Origin of the sequence: Gordonia sp. AC31 (assembly GCF_031844505.1) — a bacterium.
Taxonomy (GTDB): Bacteria; Actinomycetota; Actinomycetes; order Mycobacteriales; family Mycobacteriaceae; genus Gordonia; species Gordonia hongkongensis.
This window is the reverse complement of sequence record NZ_JAUZVK010000010.1, coordinates 1-19,812: the sequence shown is the minus strand read 5'-3', so window position 1 is coordinate 19,812 and position 19,812 is coordinate 1. Positions and strand designations below refer to the sequence as shown.

Annotated in this window: 18 protein-coding genes and 1 tRNA gene; 1 reads left to right on the top strand and 18 read right to left on the bottom strand. The window is 69.2% G+C overall.

Going from position 1 to position 19,812, the window contains the following annotated elements:
* The first annotated feature begins 36 nt into the window (after positions 1 to 36).
* The gene (locus Q9R39_RS13480; protein WP_254859773.1) at positions 37 to 1,125 is read left to right on the top strand and encodes an ATP-binding protein; all 1,089 of its coding nucleotides are present in this window, start codon (positions 37 to 39) and stop codon (positions 1,123 to 1,125) included.
* 57 nt (positions 1,126 to 1,182) lie between these two features.
* On the opposite strand, the gene Q9R39_RS13475 is transcribed toward Q9R39_RS13480, so the two are convergent.
* The 18 genes from Q9R39_RS13475 to Q9R39_RS13390 form a co-directional block, all read right to left on the bottom strand.
* Positions 1,183 to 1,256: transfer RNA gene (locus Q9R39_RS13475), tRNA-Pro, on the bottom strand.
* Between the two features lie 149 nt (positions 1,257 to 1,405).
* On the bottom strand, positions 1,406 to 1,669 hold the full coding sequence (locus Q9R39_RS13470) for a GlsB/YeaQ/YmgE family stress response membrane protein (RefSeq protein WP_058253218.1): 264 nt from the start codon (positions 1,667 to 1,669) through the stop codon (positions 1,406 to 1,408).
* Positions 1,670 to 1,795: 126 nt separating this feature from the next.
* Positions 1,796 to 3,235 carry a ribosome biogenesis GTPase Der gene (gene der, locus Q9R39_RS13465; RefSeq protein ID WP_058253160.1) on the bottom strand — a complete coding sequence of 480 codons (1,440 nt, stop codon included), beginning with the start codon at positions 3,233 to 3,235 and terminating at the stop codon, positions 1,796 to 1,798.
* Positions 3,232 to 3,945, bottom strand: a complete 714-nt coding sequence (gene cmk, locus Q9R39_RS13460) for a (d)CMP kinase (protein ID WP_058253159.1) — start codon at positions 3,943 to 3,945, stop codon at positions 3,232 to 3,234. The genes der and cmk overlap by 4 nt, the downstream gene beginning before the upstream one ends.
* Complete coding sequence (locus Q9R39_RS13455; RefSeq protein ID WP_058253158.1) at positions 3,942 to 4,874, bottom strand: pseudouridine synthase; 933 nt, start codon at positions 4,872 to 4,874, stop codon at positions 3,942 to 3,944. Before Q9R39_RS13455 ends, cmk begins: the two co-directional genes overlap by 4 nt.
* A 6-nt stretch (positions 4,875 to 4,880) precedes the next feature.
* Positions 4,881 to 5,639, bottom strand: coding sequence for an SMC-Scp complex subunit ScpB (gene scpB / locus Q9R39_RS13450; RefSeq protein ID WP_311277627.1), 759 nt, complete (start codon positions 5,637 to 5,639; stop codon positions 4,881 to 4,883).
* Positions 5,636 to 6,562, bottom strand: coding sequence for a segregation/condensation protein A (locus Q9R39_RS13445; protein WP_311277626.1), 927 nt, complete (start codon positions 6,560 to 6,562; stop codon positions 5,636 to 5,638). Before Q9R39_RS13445 ends, scpB begins: the two co-directional genes overlap by 4 nt.
* Entirely contained in the window at positions 6,559 to 7,527 is a 969-nt protein-coding gene (locus Q9R39_RS13440; RefSeq protein WP_374100831.1) for a ParA family protein, read from the bottom strand. Before Q9R39_RS13440 ends, Q9R39_RS13445 begins: the two co-directional genes overlap by 4 nt.
* 138 nt (positions 7,528 to 7,665) lie before the next feature.
* Positions 7,666 to 8,586: a site-specific tyrosine recombinase XerD gene (gene xerD, locus Q9R39_RS13435; RefSeq protein WP_058253155.1), complete on the bottom strand. Its 921-nt coding sequence runs from the start codon at positions 8,584 to 8,586 to the stop codon at positions 7,666 to 7,668.
* Positions 8,583 to 9,218, bottom strand: a complete 636-nt coding sequence (locus Q9R39_RS13430) for an NUDIX hydrolase (protein WP_058253154.1) — start codon at positions 9,216 to 9,218, stop codon at positions 8,583 to 8,585. Before Q9R39_RS13430 ends, xerD begins: the two co-directional genes overlap by 4 nt.
* Before the next feature lie 5 nt (positions 9,219 to 9,223).
* Positions 9,224 to 11,023 carry a CTP synthase gene (locus tag Q9R39_RS13425; protein WP_078113827.1) on the bottom strand — a complete coding sequence of 600 codons (1,800 nt, stop codon included), beginning with the start codon at positions 11,021 to 11,023 and terminating at the stop codon, positions 9,224 to 9,226.
* A gap of 142 nt (positions 11,024 to 11,165) precedes the next feature.
* Positions 11,166 to 12,101 carry a copper transporter gene (locus Q9R39_RS13420; RefSeq protein ID WP_205333699.1) on the bottom strand — a complete coding sequence of 312 codons (936 nt, stop codon included), beginning with the start codon at positions 12,099 to 12,101 and terminating at the stop codon, positions 11,166 to 11,168.
* A 3-nt stretch (positions 12,102 to 12,104) separates the two neighbouring features.
* Positions 12,105 to 13,292 carry a putative cytokinetic ring protein SteA gene (gene steA, locus Q9R39_RS13415; protein WP_058253215.1) on the bottom strand — a complete coding sequence of 396 codons (1,188 nt, stop codon included), beginning with the start codon at positions 13,290 to 13,292 and terminating at the stop codon, positions 12,105 to 12,107.
* A 102-nt stretch (positions 13,293 to 13,394) separates the two neighbouring features.
* Positions 13,395 to 15,149 (bottom strand): DNA repair protein RecN, encoded by a 1,755-nt coding sequence (gene recN / locus Q9R39_RS13410; RefSeq protein WP_311277625.1) that lies wholly within the window; start codon positions 15,147 to 15,149, stop codon positions 13,395 to 13,397.
* Between the two features lie 2 nt (positions 15,150 to 15,151).
* On the bottom strand, positions 15,152 to 16,171 hold the full coding sequence (locus Q9R39_RS13405) for an NAD kinase (RefSeq protein ID WP_311277624.1): 1,020 nt from the start codon (positions 16,169 to 16,171) through the stop codon (positions 15,152 to 15,154).
* Positions 16,172 to 16,241: 70 nt separating this feature from the next.
* Complete coding sequence (locus Q9R39_RS13400; RefSeq protein ID WP_311277662.1) at positions 16,242 to 17,129, bottom strand: TlyA family RNA methyltransferase; 888 nt, start codon at positions 17,127 to 17,129, stop codon at positions 16,242 to 16,244.
* 52 nt (positions 17,130 to 17,181) lie between these two features.
* A complete protein-coding gene (locus Q9R39_RS13395; RefSeq protein ID WP_311277623.1) occupies positions 17,182 to 17,472 on the bottom strand; it encodes a hypothetical protein in 291 nt (96 codons plus the stop codon).
* Between the two features lie 11 nt (positions 17,473 to 17,483).
* Positions 17,484 to 19,700, bottom strand: coding sequence for an HAD-IIA family hydrolase (locus Q9R39_RS13390; protein WP_311277622.1), 2,217 nt, complete (start codon positions 19,698 to 19,700; stop codon positions 17,484 to 17,486).
* Between the last annotated feature and the right edge of the window lie 112 nt (positions 19,701 to 19,812).

The following is a 19,812-nucleotide window of genomic DNA, read 5'->3' as shown; positions in this document are numbered from 1 at the left end:
CCGATGGAATCCCGCCCGTGCCAGTAAGGTACGGGCGTGGTTCAGCTGACAGTGGGAAGCCATCGCGACAACGCGACGACCGACGTCCTCCTCACCGCGGAGAAGTTCAATCGGCACACCTTCTGGTGCGGCCAGAGCGGCTCCGGGAAGACCTACGCGCTCGGCGTGGTTCTCGAACAGCTGCTGCTCCGAACCCGACTCCCGTTGCTGATCCTCGATCCGAACGCGGATTTCACCCGGTTGCCCGAGACACGCAGCACCGCCGACCCCACCGCCGCGGACGCGATCGCGGCCTCTGACATCCGGGTCCTGCATTCGACGCGACGTGACGGACCGCAGTTGCGGACACGGTTCCTGACCCTGCCCCTGGCAGCGAAGGCCGCGGTCTTGCAGTTGGATCCGATCGCCGACGCCGACGAGTACAACGTCCTCCTGCACGCCGACGCCACACTCACCGAGACATCCGACCAGACGACCTACCTCGATGCGCTGCGCAGTTCCGCCGACCCCGGACATCAGCGGCTGGCCAAGCGTATCGAGAATCTGCAGGTCCTCGACTGGGCACTCTGGGCGCGGGGTGACCTCGCAGCGACCGACGTCATCGACGAGCGACCCCAGGCGACCGTGCTCGACCTGGGTGGGTTCGCCCATCCAGCGGAACCGAAGGTCGCCGCTCTCAGTGTGCTCGAACACCTCTGGGCCCACCGCGACGAGCGGCGCCCGATACTCATCGTGATCGACGAGGCCCACAACATATGCCCACCGCAGGCCACCAGCGCGGTGGAGCAGGCGCTGATCGACCGGGTCGTGCAGATCGCGGCCGAGGGCCGCAAGTTCGGCCTCTGGCTGCTGCTGTCGACCCAGCGGCCGACCAAGATCCACCCCAATGTCCTGTCCCAGTGCGACAACCTGTGCCTGATGCGGATGAACGCCCCACGCGATCTCGCCGAGCTGGCCGACACCTTCGGCTTCGTACCCGAACACCTCCTGGCGGAGTCGCCCGGGTTCCGCCAGGGTGAGGCACTCCTCGCCGGTGGGTTCATCACCGCGCCCACGTACACGCAGATGGGTGCCCGGATCACCGAGGAAGGCGGCGCCGACGTCGCGGTGCCGCTGGTCGTGTGAGCGGTCGATGGTTCCGAGAACAAAACCCCGGTGAGCGACGCTCACCGGGGTTTTCTGTCGGGCTGACAGGATTTGAACCTGCGACCACTTGACCCCCAGTCAAGTGCGCTACCAAACTGCGCCACAGCCCGTTGCTCCCTGGAGAAGCGGAGCGATGTAAAGCCTAGCCGACGAGCACGGTCCCGAACCAATCGCCTGGTCAGGCCTCATTTCGGGGCCGGTGGCCAGATGTAGTGTGCCGTTGCTTCTGCCGCCACGAAGCGCTACATCTGACCGGCTGCTAGACGGTCGAACGCTTCTTGAAGAAGATCCACCCGGCGGTCACCAGAACGGCGCCGACGAGCGAGCCGATGATGCCGCTGGGACGGAGCTCGAGGCCGTCGCCCGAGAGCAGGCTGATGAGCAGTCCGCCGACGAAGGAGCCGACGATGCCGGCCACCAGGGCGAGACCCCAATCGACGGTGCGCAGGCTCTTGCCGCCGAGGAGGATCTGCGCCAGGGCGCCGATGACCATGCCGAAAACGATGATTGCCAGGATGAGCACGAGACGCAGTATCTCACAGCAGGTGTCGTGCGCCACCGGCACGCGACACGTCCACCGGAGATGGGCAGGTCCGCCACCTGCGCGGTGGCGGACCTGCCCAACGGTGGTGGAGTCGCCGGACGGTGATCAGCGCTTGCGGCGCTGCTCCCGCTTGTCTCGGACGCGGACGTTGATCCGGACGGGCGAACCGTCGAAGTTGAATTCCTCGCGCAAGCGCCGCTCGAGGAACCGGCGATAGCCCGCCTCGAGGAAGCCGGTGGTGAACAGCACGAAGGTCGGCGGCCGCACCGAGGCCTGGGTCGCGAACATCACGCGCGGCTGCCGGCCCCCGCGCAGCGGCGGCGGGTTGGCGGCGATGACGTCCTTGAGCCAGTTGTTCAGCGGGCCGGTCGAGATGCGCTTGTCCCACGAGTCGAGCGCGGATTCCAGTGCGGGCACCAGCTTCTGGACGGCCCGGCCGGTCGACGCCGAGATGTTCACCCGACGCGCCCATGGCACGCGGGCCAGTTCGCGGTCGATCTCCTTGTCAAGCTGGTACCGGCGGTCCTCGTCGACGAGATCCCATTTGTTGAACGCGATCACGAGGGCGCGGCCGCTCTCGATGATGAGCGACAGCACCCGCAGATCCTGTTCGGTGATCGGTTCCGATGCGTCGATCAGCAGGATGGCCACCTCGGCCGCGTCGAGCGCCGACCGCGTCCGCAACGACGCGTAGTACTCGTGGCCGCTCGCGGTCCGCACCTTGCGGCGCAGACCGGCGGTGTCGACGAAATTCCAGGTCTTGCCGCCCAGTTCGACGAGTTCGTCGACCGGGTCGACGGTCGTCCCGGCGACATTGTCGACCACCGACCGCTCGGTGCCGGTGAGCTTGTTCAGCAGCGAACTCTTGCCGACGTTCGGCTTGCCCACCAGGGCGACGCGACGCGGACCGCCGAGAGTCGGTGCCTCCCGCGGGGTCTCGGGCAGCTTGTCCAGGATGATGTCGAGCAGATCGCCGGCGCCGCGGCCGTGTGCGGCCGACACCGGATACGGCTCACCGAGTCCCAGCGACCACAGCGATGCGGTGTCGGACTCGAGTCGCTCGCTGTCGACCTTGTTGGCACACAGGATGACCGGGGTCTTCGAGCGTCGCAGAACCCGTGCGACGGCCTCGTCGGTCGCGGTCGCGCCGACCGTGGCGTCGACCACGACGACGATCGCGTCGGCGGTGCGCATCGCCAGCTCGGCCTGCGCGGCGACGGCCTGCTGCAGGCCCTTCGCGTCGGGCTCCCAGCCGCCGGTGTCGACGACGGTGAACCGCCGGCCCGACCACGACGCCGCGTAGGACACCCGGTCCCGGGTGACGCCGGGGATGTCCTCGACCACGGCTTCACGACGCCCCAGGATGCGGTTGACGAGCGTCGACTTGCCGACGTTCGGCCGCCCGACGATCGCGACCACCGGCATGTGTTCGACACCGGACGCGTCGTCTGCTCCCCCGACATCGGTCAGTTGCCAGTCGGATTCGTCCGACCAGGTGCCGTCGCCGGGTAGCGCCGCAAGGTCGTTCGAGTAGTCGTCACTCACCGTTCCACCGCTCCGATCCGGGTCGCCACGAGGCCGCTCAATTCCGCGAGCACCTCGTCGAGGGTCTTGTCGCTGGTGTCGACGACGGTCGCGTCGTCGGCCGCGCGCAACGGCGAGACCTTGCGTGTCGAGTCGAGATGGTCGCGCCGGTTCACGCTCGCCAGCACCGCGTCGTAGTCGCTGTCGCGACCGCCGGCGAGATTCTGCTTGTGCCGGCGCTCGGCCCGCGCCTCGGGTGTCGCGGTGAGGAAGATCTTGACGTCGGCGTCGGGGAACACCACGGTCCCGATGTCGCGCCCCTCCACTACCACGAACCGACCCTGCGCGTTCTGCTGTTGTAGCGCAACCAGTTTGGTGCGCACCTCGGGTACCGCCGAGACCGCGGAGACGGCGCTGGTGACGTGGTCGGTGCGGATCGGCCCGGAGACGTCGCGCCCGTCGAGGAAGACCTTGGCGCCGTCCCCATCGGGAACCAACTCGATGGCGACGTCGGCGACCACGCGGGCGATTCCGGCCGGATCATCCAGCGCGACACCGGCATCGAGAACGGCGAGGGTCACTGCGCGGTACATCGCGCCGGTGTCGAGATAACTGGCGCCGACCTCGGCCGCCAGGAGCTTGGACACCGAGGACTTGCCCGTACCGGCCGGACCGTCGATCGCCACGACATGCGTGGTCCCGCCGGCGGACTCCGAAGCTCCGTCGCTCACAGGCCGACCGCCTTGTACAGTCCACCGACCTCGTCGTTGCCGAGGACGCGCAGGCTGCCCGGGCGCTGCTCACCCAACGCGACCGAACCGACATGGGTGCGAACCAGTTTGACGACCGGGAAGCCGACCTCGTCCATCATGCGCCGCACCACGCGGTTGCGACCCTCGTGGAGGGTGATCCGCACCAGCGACTGGCCCTCGTGGACCTCGATCACGGTGAACTTGTCGACCGTCACCGGGCCGTCGTCGAGTTCGACGCCCTCGCGCATGCGACGTCCGATCCCGCGGGGCACCTCGCCCTTGAGCGTGGCGAGGTAGGTCTTGGGCACCTCGAAGGACGGGTGCATCAACCGGTGCGCGAGTTCACCGTCGTTGGTCAGCAGCAGCAGACCCTCGGTGTCGGCGTCGAGGCGGCCGACGTGGAACAGACGCTGACCGGCCATGACCCGCTCGGCGACCACATCGCCGACGCAGGGACGGCCCTGGTCGTCGGACATGGTCGACTGCCAGCCCTTCGGCTTGTTGAACGCCAGGTACTGACGGGTCTCGTCCATGATGACGCGGGCACCGTCGACGCGGATGATCGCGGTGTCCGGGTCGATGCGCAGACCCTGCTCGGTGACGATCTCCCCGTCGACCTCGACACGACCCGCCGCGATCAGTTCCTCGGCGCCGCGACGCGAGGCCACTCCCGCCTGGGCGAGCACCTTCTGCAGGCGGACGCCGTCTTCGACGTAGTTGGCGCCGGCACCCTCGCCGTGCTCAGGTGTCTGGTGCCGCGCCGGTCGGGCGTTGTTCAGCCGGATCCGGCCCACTTCGGCGTTCGGCTTCGACGACCCCTTGCGGTGGGTCTTCTTGGTTCGCGGCTGTTGTGCGGGCGCGCCCTTGCGGCGTTTTCCCGGTGAGCCATCTCGGCCAGCGGATGCCATGTTCTCTCAGTCCTGTGAGTCGGTGGTGGTGCCACCGTCGATGATCAGTTCATTCGAGTCTGACGGTTGGGAGGACAGTTTGGCGAATCGGGGATCCGACAGCAGCTCCTCGTCGAGGTCGTCGATCAGGTCGACGTCGGGCAGCAGGGGCGCCAGATCGGGCAGTTCCGACAGTGACGCCAGCCCGAGCCGTTCCAGGAAGAGTTCGGTGGTGGCATAGGTCGTCGCGTTCGTGGTCGGTTCGCTGCCGACCTCGTTGATCAGTCCGCGAGCGACGAGGGTGCGGATCACGCCGTCGACGTTGACGCCGCGGATGGCGCTCACCCGTGCCCGGGTGACCGGTTGCCGGTAGGCGATGACCGCCAGCGTCTCGAGCGCCGCCCGCGTGAGCTTCGACCGCGCGCCGTCGAGCAGCAGCCGCTCCACGTAGGGGGCGTACTCCGCACGGGTGTAGTAACGCCAGCCGTCGCCGGCGAAGCGCAGATCGATGCCGCTGCCCGACGCCGTGAGCTCCGACGACATGGCGTTCAGCGTCTCCCGGACCCGCGTCCGATCCTGGTCGACGGCGTTCGCGAGTTCTTCGGTGGTGACCGGTGTGTCCACGACGAGCAGCACCGCCTCCAGAGCGGAGCGGAGGCGCGCGTCGTCGAGGTACTCCCCTTCCCCGTGCAGAGCGGTCTGCACGGGTTCGGCCGGTCCCGGGTCCTCTCCCTCGGCTGCGCCGGTCGGGTCGTGGTGGTCGACCTCAGGAGCGTGATCAGTCATCCGTAGTCCTCTGCCTTGTCGATGCGCAGGTCGTCGGCACCGCGCTCCCCCGTCCACATCACCGCGAGATCGCCGAGTGCCTCGGGTTGTTCGAAGGTGATGGCCTGCTCCCGGAACAACTCGAGCAGGCCGAGGAAGCTACCGACGATCTCCAGCACGTTCTCGCAGTCCGCGGTCAGCTCGCCGAAGGTCAGCCATGTGCCCGGTACGGCACTGAGCAGAGATGCCATCCGACGTGCCTGGCCCGGAACCGACACCTTCTGGACGTCATGCAGATGGTCGAGGCCGACGGTGGGCACCGGACGCGGCGTCAGCCCCGCCGCGGCGACCTGCGCGAAGCCGTCGGCGTCGACACCGAGGGTGACCTCCGGCAGCAGATCCTCGAAGCGCTTCTCCAGCGACACCGCGCGTGGGTAGCGCTGCAGCGCGGCGGCCTCGAGTTCGCCGAACAGGGCGGCGACCTGCTTGTAGGCGCGGTATTGCAGCAACCGCGCGAACAACAGGTCCCGGGCTTCGAGGAGTGCGAGGTCCTCCGGATCATCGACCTCGCCGGAGGGCAGCAGGCGAGCCGCCTTGAGATCCAGCAGCGTCGCCGCGACGACGAGGAATTCGGTCGTCTGGTCGAGCCCCATCTCCGGGCCGAGTTCGCGGGTGTAGGCGATGAAGTCGTCGGTCACCTCGTGCAGCGCCACCTCGGTCACATCGAGGCGGTGCTGCGAGATCAGGTTCAGCAACAGGTCGAACGGACCCTCGAAGTTGCGCAGCTTGACCCGGAAACCGGACTCCTCGACACCGACCTCGGACGACGCTTCCGCCGAGCTCGAAGCACCTTCGGGCACAACCGAATCGGACGCGCCGGGTTCGGATAGGGCGGGTTCGGGGACGGCGGGTTCGGTGACTGCCTGGTCGGCGCCGGTCGTCATGCGGGCGTGACGTTGCGGGCGATCACCTCGCGTGCGAGCGCCCGGTACGCCTTCGCGCCGGCCGACCGCGGCGCCCACGAAGTGATCGGTTCCCCGGCGACGCTGGTCTCCGGGAACCGGACGGTGCGGGCGATGACGGTGTCGTAGACCGCGTCACCGAACACCTCGACGACGCGGGCCATCACCTCACGGGAATGCAGCGTGCGGGCGTCGAACATCGTCACCAGGATGCCGCCGAGGTCCAGGCGCGGGTTGAGCCGGTCGCGCACCTTGTTGATCGTGTCGGTGAGCAGGGCCAGCCCGCGCAGGCTGAAGTACTCGCACTCCATCGGGATGAGCACGGTGTCGGCGCAGGCCAGCGCGTTGACGGTGAGCAGACCCAGCGACGGTTGGCAGTCGATGAGGACGACGTCGTAGCGGTCGAGCACGGGATGCAGTGCCCGGCCGAGCGACTGCTCGCGACCCACCTCGGTCACCAGCTGAATCTCCGCGGCCGACAGGTCGATGTTGCTGGGCAGCAGGTCGAGACCATCGACGCGGGTCCGCATCAGGACCTCGTCGGTCGCCACCTGCGGCGGCACGAGCAGGTTGTAGACGGTCTGTTCCAGCTCGTGATGCGGCACACCGAGTCCCGCGGACAGCGCACCCTGCGGGTCGAGGTCGACGAGCAGGACCCGACGACCGTATTCGGCAAGCGCCGCACCGAGATTGATGGTCGACGTCGTCTTGCCGACGCCGCCCTTCTGATTGCAGACCGCGATCACCGTGGCAGGTCCGTGACGGTCCAGCGGAGCGGGCTGGGGCACGTCGCGATACGGCCGCCCGGTGGGGCCGATCTCGTCGGCATCGTGCTCGGCCTCTTCGGTGTCGTTTCCGGGCGACACCTGGATGCTGTACTGATCTCCCGGACGGGCGCCAGACCCTCCCGGACGGGCGCCAGACAGGGGTGCGCTCGGAGTGGTCACGTGTCCGCCGCTCCCTTCGCTGTTCGATGCCGCTTCTCGGTGGTTCAGTCGTCCTGTCCGTCCACGGCCGAGCCTCGTATCAGCCTAGGACATCTCCCCGGTCATCCCGGCGTCGGCGCGCCCGGGGGATCCGCGGGGTCAACGCGCCCTCGGATGGGCGACGGCATAGACCTCCCGCATCGTGTTGACCGTCACGAGCGTGTACACCTGCGTGGTGGTGACCGAGGCATGGCCCAGCAGTTCCTGGACGACGCGGACGTCGGCGCCGCCGTCGAGCAGATGGGTCGCGAAGCTGTGCCGGAGGGTGTGCGGCGAGACCGCCTTGTCGAGGCCGGCGCGCTCGGCCGCGGTGACGAGCACCTGCCACGCGCTCTGCCGCGAGAGCCGCCCGCCGCGCGCGTTCAGGAACACCGCGGGCGTCGCCCGTGACACCAGCGCGGGTCGCCCGCGGACGAGGTACGCCTCGAGTGCCTGGACGGCGGGCCCGCCGAGCGGCACGAGACGCTCTTTCCCGCCCTTGCCCCGGAGGCGAACCGCGCGCATGTCGTCGAGATCGAGATCGTCGAGATCGAGGGAGGTGGCCTCGGAGATCCGCGCCCCGCAGCTGTAGAGGAATTCCAGCAGCGCGCGGTCCCGCAACCCGCGCGGATGGTCCTCGACGCCGGCCGAATCGAGAATGGCGAGCACCTCGTCGACCGGCAGGGATTTCGGCAGGCGCCGCGCCGCGCGCGGCGGCCGGACCTCGTGCGCGACGTCGGTCGGCACGATCCCCTCGTCCACCGCGAACTTGTGAAAACGCCTGGTGGCGACGAGAGTTCGCGCGATCGAACTGTCGGCGAGCGGGGCGAAGCCCGCCTCGGCGTCACCGCGACGGAGTTCGACGAGGAACTCGCGGATGTCCTCTTCGGTCACGGCGTCGAGTGACGGGATCCCCCGCCGGTCGAGATACCCGCGGTACCTCTCGAGATCGCGCCGGTAGGACGACACCGTGTTGGCCGCCGCACCCCGCTCCACCGTCAGGTGATCGAGGTAGCGCGCGATGTCGGCGGCCAGGGTCACGACCGGCGGCCCCGATCGTCGGCACGTCGATTCCGTAACGCGGTCGGCTCGTCCGGCCACGGGGCGTCGACGCCGCGGAGGCCGGCCGTCGACCCGCCGGCTGCGGCCGCGGCCAGGATGCCGGCCACGCTCGTCGCGTTGACGATCTCCCCCGACAACACCTTCGCGACGGCGTCGTCGAGCGGCACCCACTCGATCGACATGTCGGCTTCTTCGTCGACGCGTTCGGCCGCGTCGAGATGGTGCAGCCCCTCGGCGAGATACAACCGCAGCGCCTCGTCGGTGAAGCCGGGTGACAGCGCGAGGTCGACCAGGACGTGCCACGAGTCGGCGGCGAGGTCGGCCTCTTCGGCCAGCTCGCGCTGGGCGGCGGCCAGGGGTTCTTCGTCGGCCTGGTCGAGCAACCCGGCGGGCAACTCGAGCAGGCGTCGGCCGATGGGGTGACGGTACTGCCGCACCATCGCCACCCGGCCGGCGTCGTCGCGCGCCAGGATCGCGACGGCGCCGAAGTGTTCGACGACCTCGCGCTCGGCGACGCGCCCGCCCGGCATCTCGACGTCGTCGACCCGGAGGGTGATGATCGCGCCGTCGTAGACGGTGCGGCTGTCCTTGACCTCGAAGTCGTGGCCCAACGCGGTCAGTCCCTGCCGGCAGGGTCGTCGAGGACTGCCTCGCCCAGCCCGGCGACCGGTTCCACCGTGACCGCGTTGACGGCGGCCACCGCGTCCGCGGGAGCGTCGTTCGACTCGTAGTCGTCGCCGAGGTCGACCGGAAGACGTTCGGCCGCCTTGTACTTCAGGGCCGCCTCGATGAACGACCGGAACAACGGATGCGGCCGGGTCGGCCGACTCTTGAGCTCCGGGTGTGCCTGCGTGGCAACCAGGTACGGGTGCACCGACTTGGGGTACTCGACGAATTCGACGAGGTGCCCATCGGGCGAGGTACCCGAGAACACGAGCCCGGAGTCGGCGATCTTGTCGCGGTAGGCGTTGTTGACCTCGAAGCGATGACGGTGACGTTCGGACACCTCCCGCGTCCCGTAGGCCTCGGCGACGACGGATCCGGCCTTCAGCACGGCGTCGTAGGCACCGAGTCGCATGGTGCCGCCCAGGTCGGCGTCGCCGGCCACGGCGTCGGCCTGATCGGCCATCGTCGAGATCACCGGGTGCGGGGTCTCCGGGTCGAACTCGGTCGAGCTGGCCTCGTCGAGGCCGACCGAGCGCGCCGCCTCGATGACCACACATTGCAGCCCGAGGCACAAGCCCAGCAGCGGGATCCCGCGCCGCCGTGCGTACGAGATGGCACCGACCTTGCCCTCGATGCCGCGGATGCCGAAGCCGCCGGGGATCAGGATCGCGTCGACGTCGCCGAGGGCGGCCTGCGCGCCGGCCGGGGTGGCGCACTCATCCGACGGCACCCACTTGATCTCGGTGCGCGCCTTCCAGGCGAAGCCACCGGCGCGGATGGCCTCGGTCACCGACAGGTAGGCGTCGGGGAGATCGACGTACTTGCCGACCAGCGCGACACGCACTGTCTCGCGCGGCTCGTGCACACGGCGGAGGAGCTCGCCCCACACCGTCCAGTCGACGTCGCGGAACGGCAGACCGAGCTTGCGGACCACGTAGGCGTCGAGGTGCTCGCTGTGGAGCACCTTCGGGATGTCGTAGATCGACGGGGCGTCGGGGGTCGAGATCACGCCGTCGAGTTCGACGTCGCACATGAGCGCGATCTTCTTCTTGAGCCCTTCGGGCACATCGCGGTCGCAGCGCAGGATCAGCGCGTCGGGCTGGATGCCGACGTTGCGCAGCGCGGCGACCGAGTGCTGGGTCGGCTTGGTCTTGAGTTCCCCCGACGGCGCGAGGTAGGGCACGAGCGAGACGTGCAGGAAGAAGACATTGTCGCGGCCGACGTCGTGGCGCACCTGGCGCGCGGCCTCGATGAACGGCAGCGACTCGATGTCGCCGACCGTGCCACCGATCTCGGTGATGACCACATCGGGCACCTCACCGTCGGCGTCGGGTTCGGCCATGGCCAGCACGCGCGACTTGAGCTCGTCGGTGATGTGCGGGATGACCTGAACGGTTTCACCGAGGTACTCGCCGCGGCGCTCCTTGGCGATGACCGACGAATACACCTGTCCGGTGGTCACATTCGCCGACTGCGAGAGATTGCGGTCGAGGAAACGCTCGTAATGTCCGACGTCGAGATCGGTCTCGGCGCCGTCCTCGGTCACGAACACCTCGCCGTGCTGGAACGGATTCATGGTGCCCGGATCGACGTTCAGATACGGATCGAGCTTCTGCATGGTGACCCGGAGGCCCCGCGAGGTGAGAAGCTGACCCAGGCTGGAGGCCGTCAGGCCCTTGCCCAGCGAAGAGGCGACGCCACCGGTCACAAAGATGTGCTTGGTGTCGTGTACATGGCGAAGTGGTCGCAAAAGAAATGTCTCCCGTCGGCCGAATCGGGGCCGATGCCCTGATTACCTACGGGACTCCAGGGTAACACCACCGACGCCCGACGCCGCACCGCCACACCGTCGACGGGTGTGGCGGTGCTCGCGTGCGGTGGCGGACTCGATCTCAGGCGGCCGGTCGTCCGTCGGCACCGACGGTGATCGCGGTCGCGCCCGGGCCGGTGCCGTAGGAGCCGGTCGTCCCGTCGGCCTCGGCGGCCAGGGCGAGGATCGTCGTGATGAGACCCGTCGGCTGGTCGATGTTGTCGACGGTCGAGACCGCGTTGGCCAGCGACGGATCCGAGCGGACGATGGCGATCGGCGACCCGCCCGCCGCGGAACCGGTGCGTCCGACCAGTACCCCGCCGACCCCGCGTGCCGACAGCGTGGCGGCCAGGCGGCCGACCAGCGTGCCCTGCGCACCGGAGTCCGGACCGAACTCGTCACCGGTCACCACCACCACCAGATCGGTCGGGGTGATCGCGTTGTCGGCGTAGTCGATGAACCCACCGTCGCGCAGTGTCGCCAGACCGGTCCGACGGTCCCCGGACGACGCCGGCCGTGCCGTCTCGTTCGACAGCACGAGGGCCCCGAGCAGGTCCCCGACCCGGCCCCCGGAATCGGTCAGCTCCGCGCGCAGCATCGTGCCCGGCGGAATGGTCTGATCGACGATCGTCCGCAGCTCCTCGGACTTGCCGTCGGCGAGCAGTGCGTCGGTCAAACCGATCTGTCCTCCGAAGCGGGCACCGGCACCCGAGATCGATTCCTTGACCGCATCGACATCGGCATCCGCCGCGTTCGGTGCGGTGACCACCAGCACGGACTGCCCCTTGAGCTTGTTCGCGATCAGCCGGGGCGTGATGGCGAGGTCGAAGCTGTTGGAGGCGTTGAGCTTTGCGTTGAGATCGTCGCGCTCGCTCTCCAGGTCGCCGATGCGGTCACGGCTCGTGCCGGTCATCGAGTTGACGCGGTCCCCGACGAATCCCGACCCCAGGAACAATCCCAGGGCGAGCGCGAGGAAGACCGCGACCAGCGAGATCGCATGCTGTCGTAGCGAGATCATCGGCTACCGGTTCCAGACCTCTCGAGCCCAGTCGAGCAGCGCATTCCACTGCACGACGATCCAGTCGGTGATGTCGGTGCCCGCGTTCGACAGCAGCACGGCGGCGATGACGGCGACGAGTGCCGCGAGCACGACACACGCGATCGCGGCACCGGACACCCGGCTGCGGTAGAGCGTGGCGACCGCCTTCGCGTCGACGAGCTTCTGGCCCACCTTCAGTCGGGTCAGGAACATCGACGGATTGCTCTCCCGGCGTGACCGGTCGAAGAAGTCGTCGAGCGATCCCGGGTAGCCGACGGTGACGATCAGGTCGGCGCCGTGGTAGTCGGTGAGCAGCAACGCGAGGTCGCCGGCCGACCCGGCGGCCGGGAAAGTGGTGGCCCCGATGCCGAGGTCCTGTATGCGTTCGAGCCCGGTCGCGTGTCCGTCGGTGTCGGCCGGAAGCACCAGCTGTGCACCGGATTTCAGCGTCGGAGTCTTCATGGTCTCGGGATCGCCGACGATGATCGACGGCTTGTACCCGGCCTTCATCAGCGTGTCCGCACCGGCCCCGACGCCCACCATGACGGGCTGGTACTCCTTGATGAACGGCTTCAGCGAGCGGAGGTCGGCAGCACGGTCGGCACCTTCGCCGACGATGACGACGTGACGGCCTGCGACGTCGACGTCGATCTCCGGCACACCGACCCCGTCGATCAGCAGCGGCGACTCGCTGCGGATGAACTCGATCGTGTTGCCCGAGAACGCCTCGAGATGGTCGACGAGGCCCGCCTTGGCACCGATCATGATGTCGGCGATGTCGCGCTCCTCGAGTTCGGTACCGAGGGCGAGTCGCCGTTCGCCGACGAGGAGCCGGTCGTTGTGGACCCGCACCTTGGCACCGTCCTTGACCCGCTTGAAGATCTCCGGACCCACATCGTCGAGCAGCACGATGCCGGAGGCCACCAGGACCTCGGGTCCGAGGTTGGGGTAGCGGCCGGTGATCGACCGCGAGGCGTTGACCACGGCCACGACGTTGGCCTCGACGAGCGCGTCGGCGGTCACCCGGTCGAGGTCGACCTCGTCGAGGATGGCGATGTCGCCCGGCCCGACGCGGTTGAGCAGCCGTTTCGTGTTCTTGTCGATTCTGGCGATACCGGTCACGCCAGGCAGTTCTTCGGTGTTACGCGCGAGCAGTGCAGGCATCTTCATGACGGCCATGATCGGCCGAAGGCACGCCTCAGCCGGGGAGGCGCGCCGTAACAACAGCAACTTTTGTCACACACGTACCATGTGTTTCACCGTCCGCGGTGCTCAGTCGGCGGCGCGCTCCGCCTCCGCGGTGGCCAGCAATTCCTCGGCGTGGGCGCGCCCGGTGTCGGACTCCCCCAGGCCCGCGAGCATGCGGGCCAACTCCGCCACTCGCTCGCTCCGATCGAGCGTGCGCACACTGCTGGTGACGAGCGCCCCCTTCTTGCTCTTGCCGATGACCAGGTGGTTGTCGGCGAACGCCGCGACCTGAGGGAGGTGGGTCACCACGATCACCTGGTGTGCTCGGGCCAGCCTCGACAACCGCTTCCCGATCTCCACGGCCGCGCGACCACCGACCCCGGCGTCGACCTCGTCGAAGACCATCACCGATCCCGAGGTGGGTGCGGCGAGGACGACTTCGAGGGCGAGCATGACCCGCGAGAGTTCGCCGCCCGACGCCGACTTCGCGATGGGCAGCGGCGTGGCGCCGGGATGGGCGAGAAGTGCGAATTCGACCTTGTCCGCGCCGTCGGCGCCGGCGTGCGCGGCGGTGCCCGCGACGGTGACGGTCAGCCGGTCGTCGGGCGTCGCCGCGTCCGGGTTGACCGCGACCGCCAGCGCCGAGTCCCCCATCGCCAGTCCCTTGAGCTCGCGAGACACCTTGTCGGCCATCGACTTCGCGGCCTTCGACCGCAGCGTGTGCAACTTGTCCGCCGCGGCCTGCACCTTGTCCCGGGCCGCCGTCGCGGCGACCTCGAGCTCCTCGATGGAGGCCCGTGGGTCCTCGATCTCCGCGAGCCGGGCCTCGGCCTTGTGGCGCCAGTCGATCACTCCGTCGACATCCGGCGCGTACTTGCGGACGAGCGTCTTCAGCTCGGCCTGACGGGCGAGCAACTTGTCGAGCTCCTCGGCGTCGGCGGGTAGGCCCGACGTGAAGGCGGTCAGTTCGGCGCCGACATCGGTGATGACGGTGAGCGCCTCGGCGACGCGCGGGACGAGATCACGCAGCGTGTCGTCGGCCGCGGTCTCCAGCAGCGTGCGCACTGTTCCGAGTCCTTCGATGACCGACGATCCCGAATCCCCGGCGACGATGGCGTGCGCCTGGTCGGCGGCACCACGGATGGACTCCAGGTCGGAGAGCCGACGGATCGTCGCGGTCAGCTCCTCGTCCTCGCCGGGCACCGGATCGACGGCGGCGATCTCGTCGATGCCGAACCGCAGCCGGTCGGCTTCCTGCGCGAGTTCCCGGTAGTTGGCGCGGCGGGCGTCGAGTTCGTCGAGGACCTCGACCCAGGCCGATCGTGCCTTCCGGTATGAGTCCAGCGCCGCCGCCGCCTTCGGGCCGGCGAACGTGTCGAGTGCCGCGCGCTGGTGTTCGGGGCGGAGGAGCCGCAACTGGTCGTTCTGGCCGTGGATGGCCAGGACCGCCGTGGTGAGTTGGCCCATGACGCCCACCGGGACGGACCGGCCGCCCAGATGGGCGCGGGATCGTCCGTCGGCGCTGACCGACCGGACCGCGATGACGGTGTCGTCGTCGTCGAGTTCGGCCCCGGTGGAGTCCAGGATGTCGGCGACGACCGGATCCCGGTGCGCTCCGCCGTTGTTCGCGAGCCGGAACCGGCCCTCGACAACTGCCTTGGGGCTGCCGGTCCGGACGCGCGTCGCGTCGGCGCGGGCACCGGACAGCAGGTGCAGGCTGGTGACGATCATCGTCTTGCCCGCTCCGGTCTCGCCGGTGAGCACCGTGAATCCCGGATGGAAGCGCGCCTGCGCCTCCTCGATGACACCGAGACCGGTGATCGAGATCTCTTCGAGCACGACTATGCCTGCCTCCCTCGCCATCCCGTGACCGGGAGGGCGAACTTGGTGACCAGTCGGTCGGCGAAGGGATCGGAATCGATCCGGATCCAACGCACCGACCGTTCGCTGCGCACCACCTCGACCCGGGCTCCCGCGGGCACGTCGAGTGCGCGTCGGCCGTCGCACAGCGCCAGCGCGGACCGCCCGTTCTTGTCCACCTCCACCGCGATCCGCGATCGCGGACTCGTCACCATCGGCCGGGCGAACAGGGCGTGGGCGTTGTTCGGCACGACCAGGATGGCCTCGAGGTCGGGCCACATCACCGGCCCGCCGGCGGAGAACGCGTAGGCCGTCGATCCGGTCGGTGTCGACACCAGCACTCCGTCGGCGCCGAAGGCCGAGACCGGCCGGCCGTCGACCTCGGTCACGAGCTCGAGGACACCGTTGTTGCTCGTGTTCAAGACCGCGACCTCGTTGAGCGCCCAGCTGCACGCGGTCGGCGGGTCCGGGTCGGCCGGGTCCACGATGGCGATGTCGAGGGTCATCCGCGGTTCGATGCGGTAGTCCCGGGCGATCAGCTGGGTCATGACCTCGTCGACGCGATGCGCCTCGGCCTCGGCGAGGAAGCCGATGTGTCCGAGATTGATACCCAGGACCGGAACCTCGGCGGGATAGGCCAGCTCGGCGGCCCGGAGGAAGGTGCCGTCACCGCCCAGGACGATGACGAGTTCGCAGCCCTCTGCCGTCGCGGACTCGGCCGTCGTGACCTCGACGACCGCGCCGAGCGAACGCAGGTATTCAGGGTCGACCGGTACGTTGCGGGGACGGGGCGACTCGCCCTCGTTGTTCCGGTACAGCACATCGTGATCGGGGGCGTCGCGGTCGAGGGTGTCGTGGTCGACCACGCGCAGCGCGACGTCGGCGGCCGCGCAGTGGCGCGCGATCGCCTCGATGGTCTCGAGCACGTTCTCGCGTCCGGTGTGGGCGACCACCAAGAACTCACGGGCACCGGTGTGGTCCGGTGCCGAATCGTCGGTCACTGGTGATCCCCTCCATCGAAGTGCGGTCTGGGACAAGGGCGGTGTCGGTACGGACACGCGGACCCGACGGTCAGCGCGGACCCGCGGCGACCGCCTGTTCGATCATGGCCCGGAGTTCGTCCGTGGACCCGGCGAGGCGATCCGCGTCGGTCGAGTCCGCCCGGTCGACCCTATCGCCCCACCCCGACTCCTCGCCCGTCCGGTCGACGTGCTCGTTGTGCAACCACAGGAAGTACTCGACGTTCCCGGACGGCCCCGGCAGCGGGCTCGCCACCACACCGCGCGTCCGCAGTCCGTGCGCGGCGGCCTCGGTCGCCACCCCGAGTACCGCCTCGGCGCGCAGCGCGGGATCGCGGACCACGCCGCCCGACCCCACCCGGTCCTTGCCGACCTCGAACTGCGGTTTGACCATCGGCAGCAGGTCGGCGCCCGGCGCGCAGCAACGGGCCAGCGCGGGCAGCACCAGGCCCAACGAGATGAACGACAGGTCGGCGACCACGACGTCGACCGGGCCGCCGATGGACCCGGGCTCGAGGTGCCGGACGTTGGTCCGGTCGTGAATCTCGACGCGATCGTCGTTCTGCAACCGCCAGATCAGTTGTCCGTATCCGACGTCCGCGGCGACCACCTCGCGGGCCCCGCGGCGCAGCAGCACATCGGTGAATCCCCCGGTCGATGCGCCGGCGTCGAGGCACCGACGCCCCTCCACCGTCAGGCCAGCCGGCTCGAACGCCTCGAGCGCACCGAGGAGCTTGTGCGCGCCTCGTGACGCCCAGTCGTCTCGCGGACCCTCGTCGACGACGATCGGGGTGTCCCGGGTGACCCCGGTGGCCGCCTTCGACGCGACGGTCCCGTTGACCCGGACCGACCCGGCATCGACGAGCTCACGCGCCTGTTCGCGCGATCGGGCGAGACCTCGGCGGACGAGTTCGGCATCGAGTCGTGCTCTGGCGACCATGGTCAGAACCGCTCCCTCGTGGACGACTCCGGCGTCCGCACCGAGGCCGGTCTCATCGTCGGTCCACGGCGTCGAGGGCCGCGGTAAGCGAGTCATGGGCCTGCTCGAGAAGCGCCGCCTGACGTTCGAGCGCCGCCAGCGAGAAGGCGTCACCCGCCGATTCACGGATCTCGTCGACCTGTGCGAGCATCTCGGTGACCTCGGCCTCCACGTCGGGCAGCTCCCCGACCCCATCGGCGGTGGCGAATGCGTCGGCGACGGGGTCGAACTGCCGACGCGGCATCGCTCCCGGCGTGGGCCGGGACGGTCCTGGGTCAGCCGGGGAGGCGGTCGGGTGAGTCATCGTGGACCACGCTAGCCGACGACTGTGACACCGAGGGACTCGAGCTTGGTCCTCGCGGCTCCCTCCGCGATCACCCGCAAGTCGTCCGGATCCGCGGACCCCGCATCGACCGCGGCCCAGGCGGCGGCGGCGAGCGCGGGCACCAGTCCCGCCTCCGCGCCGGAACCGGCGACCCGCACGGTCGAACCGTCGACGGTGATGTCCCAACCGGGCTGGTCGGACACCCGCACGGCGTCGATGTCGACGAACAGGCCGGCGAGGTCGTCGAGAACGTAGGTGGGCCGCTGCTCCGGGGGCGCCGACAGCAGATCGTCGACCGTGCTCACACCGGTCAGGACCAGGGCACTCTCGATACCGACGGCATGGCCGCCCTCGATGTCGGTGTCCAGCCGGTCCCCGACCACGAGCGGCGCACTCGCCCGAGCACGCGCGATCGCGTCGGCCATCAACGGTGCGGCGGGCTTGCCGGCCACCATGGGCTCCTTGCCCGTCGCGTTGCGCAGCGCGGCGACCATCGAACCGTTCCCCACGAGCAGGCCCCGTTCGGACGGCAGGGTGGCGTCGATGTTCGTCGCGATCCACAGCGCGCCGGCCCGGATCGCGAGCGCCGCCTCCGACAGTTGCGCCCAACCGGTGTCCGGCGAGTGTCCCTGGATCACCGCGGCCGGTCGGTCGTCGGCACTACGCGTCACCCCGACACCGACCTCGCGGACTTCCTGCGCGAGTCCGTCGGTACCGATCACCAGTGCACGCGAGCCCGGCTCGAGATGTTCGGACAGCAGCCGCGCGCCCGACTGTGCACTCGTGACGACGAGGTCGTCGGTCGCCTCGAACCCCAGCTCACGCAGGTGCGCGGCCACCTCGGACGGCCGCCGGCTCGCGTTGTTGGTCACGAAGAACCGCGGGATGTTCAGCCGGGCGAGGGCATCGAGCGCATTCGGCAGCGCGTGATGCCCGGCGAACACCGTGCCGTCCAGGTCGAGGAGTAGTGCGTCGTGACGATCGACGAGGGTCACGGAGTCGGACGGCGAGGCGGTGGTGGTTTCGGCCACGGACTCGGTTCCCGACGACTCGTCCAGGGTGGCGAGGGGATTGGGCACCCCTTCCACGATGGTCGACTCGGCGATCACGTCATCGCCGGCATCTCCCTCTTCCTCGGCAACGGCTGACACCGCCACCGAATTCGAGGTCTGTGACAGGTCGGCCGTACCCGGAACGGCCTCGATGGAGTCCTTCTCGATGGTGTCGTTCTCGATGGCACCGGACGCAGCAGGTGAATCGATTGCGGGAGTGACATCGGGCGCAGGCGCCGAGGCGGGCGGGATCGGGTCCGCATCGGAGTCGATGTCCCGCTCGACAGCCGGCACCGACAGCGGGCTGTCGAGCTCGCCTGGCGCAGCGCCGTTCACTCCCACACTCTCGGTCGGCTGGTCGTCGTTGGCCAGCTCGGTCAGCCGGAACTCGGCATCGGTGACGTCGTCGACGTCGGCGGCCGCCGCGTTCATGAACCAGGTGATCGCGTCGTCGCGACGACCGGCAGCTTCCAGGGCAGACGCATAGGCATAGAAGAGACGGGCCGGTCCGGTACCGAGCTGCCCGGGCTTGAGGTTCTCGGCCTGCAGCGTGACGACCGCTTTCTCCGGTTCACCGAGGTCCATGCGGGCACCGGCTTCGACGATCCGCATCTCGGTGGCATCGTCGCCGGTCAGTGACCGTCCCTCGTCACCGCGCGCGATCTCGACGGCACGTTCGGGGCGCCCGAGTCCGCGTTCGCAGTCGGCGATGAGCGGCAACAGGGCCGGGTTGCCGGTGATGCGCTTGGCTGCGCGGAGTTCGGTCGCCGACTCCTGCCACTCGCCCGCGTTGTAGGCAGCGATGCCGACGGTCTCGCGCACGACGCCGACCCGGGAAGCGCGAGCGCGAGCCGCACGTGCATGTTCCAGCGCCTGGACGGGATCTTCGAGCAGGATGCGCGACACCATGACCAGGTGCCGCGCGACGATCTCGGCGTTGGCCTTGTCGAGCGTCAGCAGATCACGGCGCACCTCGGGATCGAGATCCGACGCCGCGATGTCCTCGGGTAGCGGTGGCCCGGGCTGCCGGCTGCCGCGATCAGATCCGCGGTCACGCCCCGGACGATCATTCCGGCCACCTCGACCGCCATCCCGCTGTCCACGTGTGTCCCGCTGGCCGCGCCCGTCGCGGCGCGGACGATCACGATCACTCATAGCTGCCAATCTATGCCCTCGAACCTTGCTGAGTTGTGCCGCCCGGCGATGACGCATCAGGCGACCGACGCACGAGAAAGACCCCGTATCCGACGAAAGAAATCATCGAATA

Bases quoted from the DNA above. Each gene is read 5' to 3' on its own strand.
- Q9R39_RS13455 (WP_058253158.1), bottom strand. From the start codon at position 4,874: ATGGCATCCGCTGGCCGAGATGGCTCACCGGGAAAACGCCGCAAGGGC.
- scpB (WP_311277627.1), bottom strand. From the start codon at position 5,639: ATGACTGATCACGCTCCTGAGGTCGACCACCACGACCCGACCGGCGCA.
- Q9R39_RS13445 (WP_311277626.1), bottom strand. From the start codon at position 6,562: ATGACGACCGGCGCCGACCAGGCAGTCACCGAACCCGCCGTCCCCGAA.
- Q9R39_RS13420 (WP_205333699.1), bottom strand. From the start codon at position 12,101: ATGATCTCGCTACGACAGCATGCGATCTCGCTGGTCGCGGTCTTCCTC.
- steA (WP_058253215.1), bottom strand. From the start codon at position 13,292: ATGAAGATGCCTGCACTGCTCGCGCGTAACACCGAAGAACTGCCTGGC.
- Q9R39_RS13400 (WP_311277662.1), bottom strand. From the start codon at position 17,129: ATGGTCGCCAGAGCACGACTCGATGCCGAACTCGTCCGCCGAGGTCTC.
- Q9R39_RS13395 (WP_311277623.1), bottom strand. From the start codon at position 17,472: ATGACTCACCCGACCGCCTCCCCGGCTGACCCAGGACCGTCCCGGCCC.
- Q9R39_RS13390 (WP_311277622.1), bottom strand. From the start codon at position 19,700: ATGAGTGATCGTGATCGTCCGCGCCGCGACGGGCGCGGCCAGCGGGAC.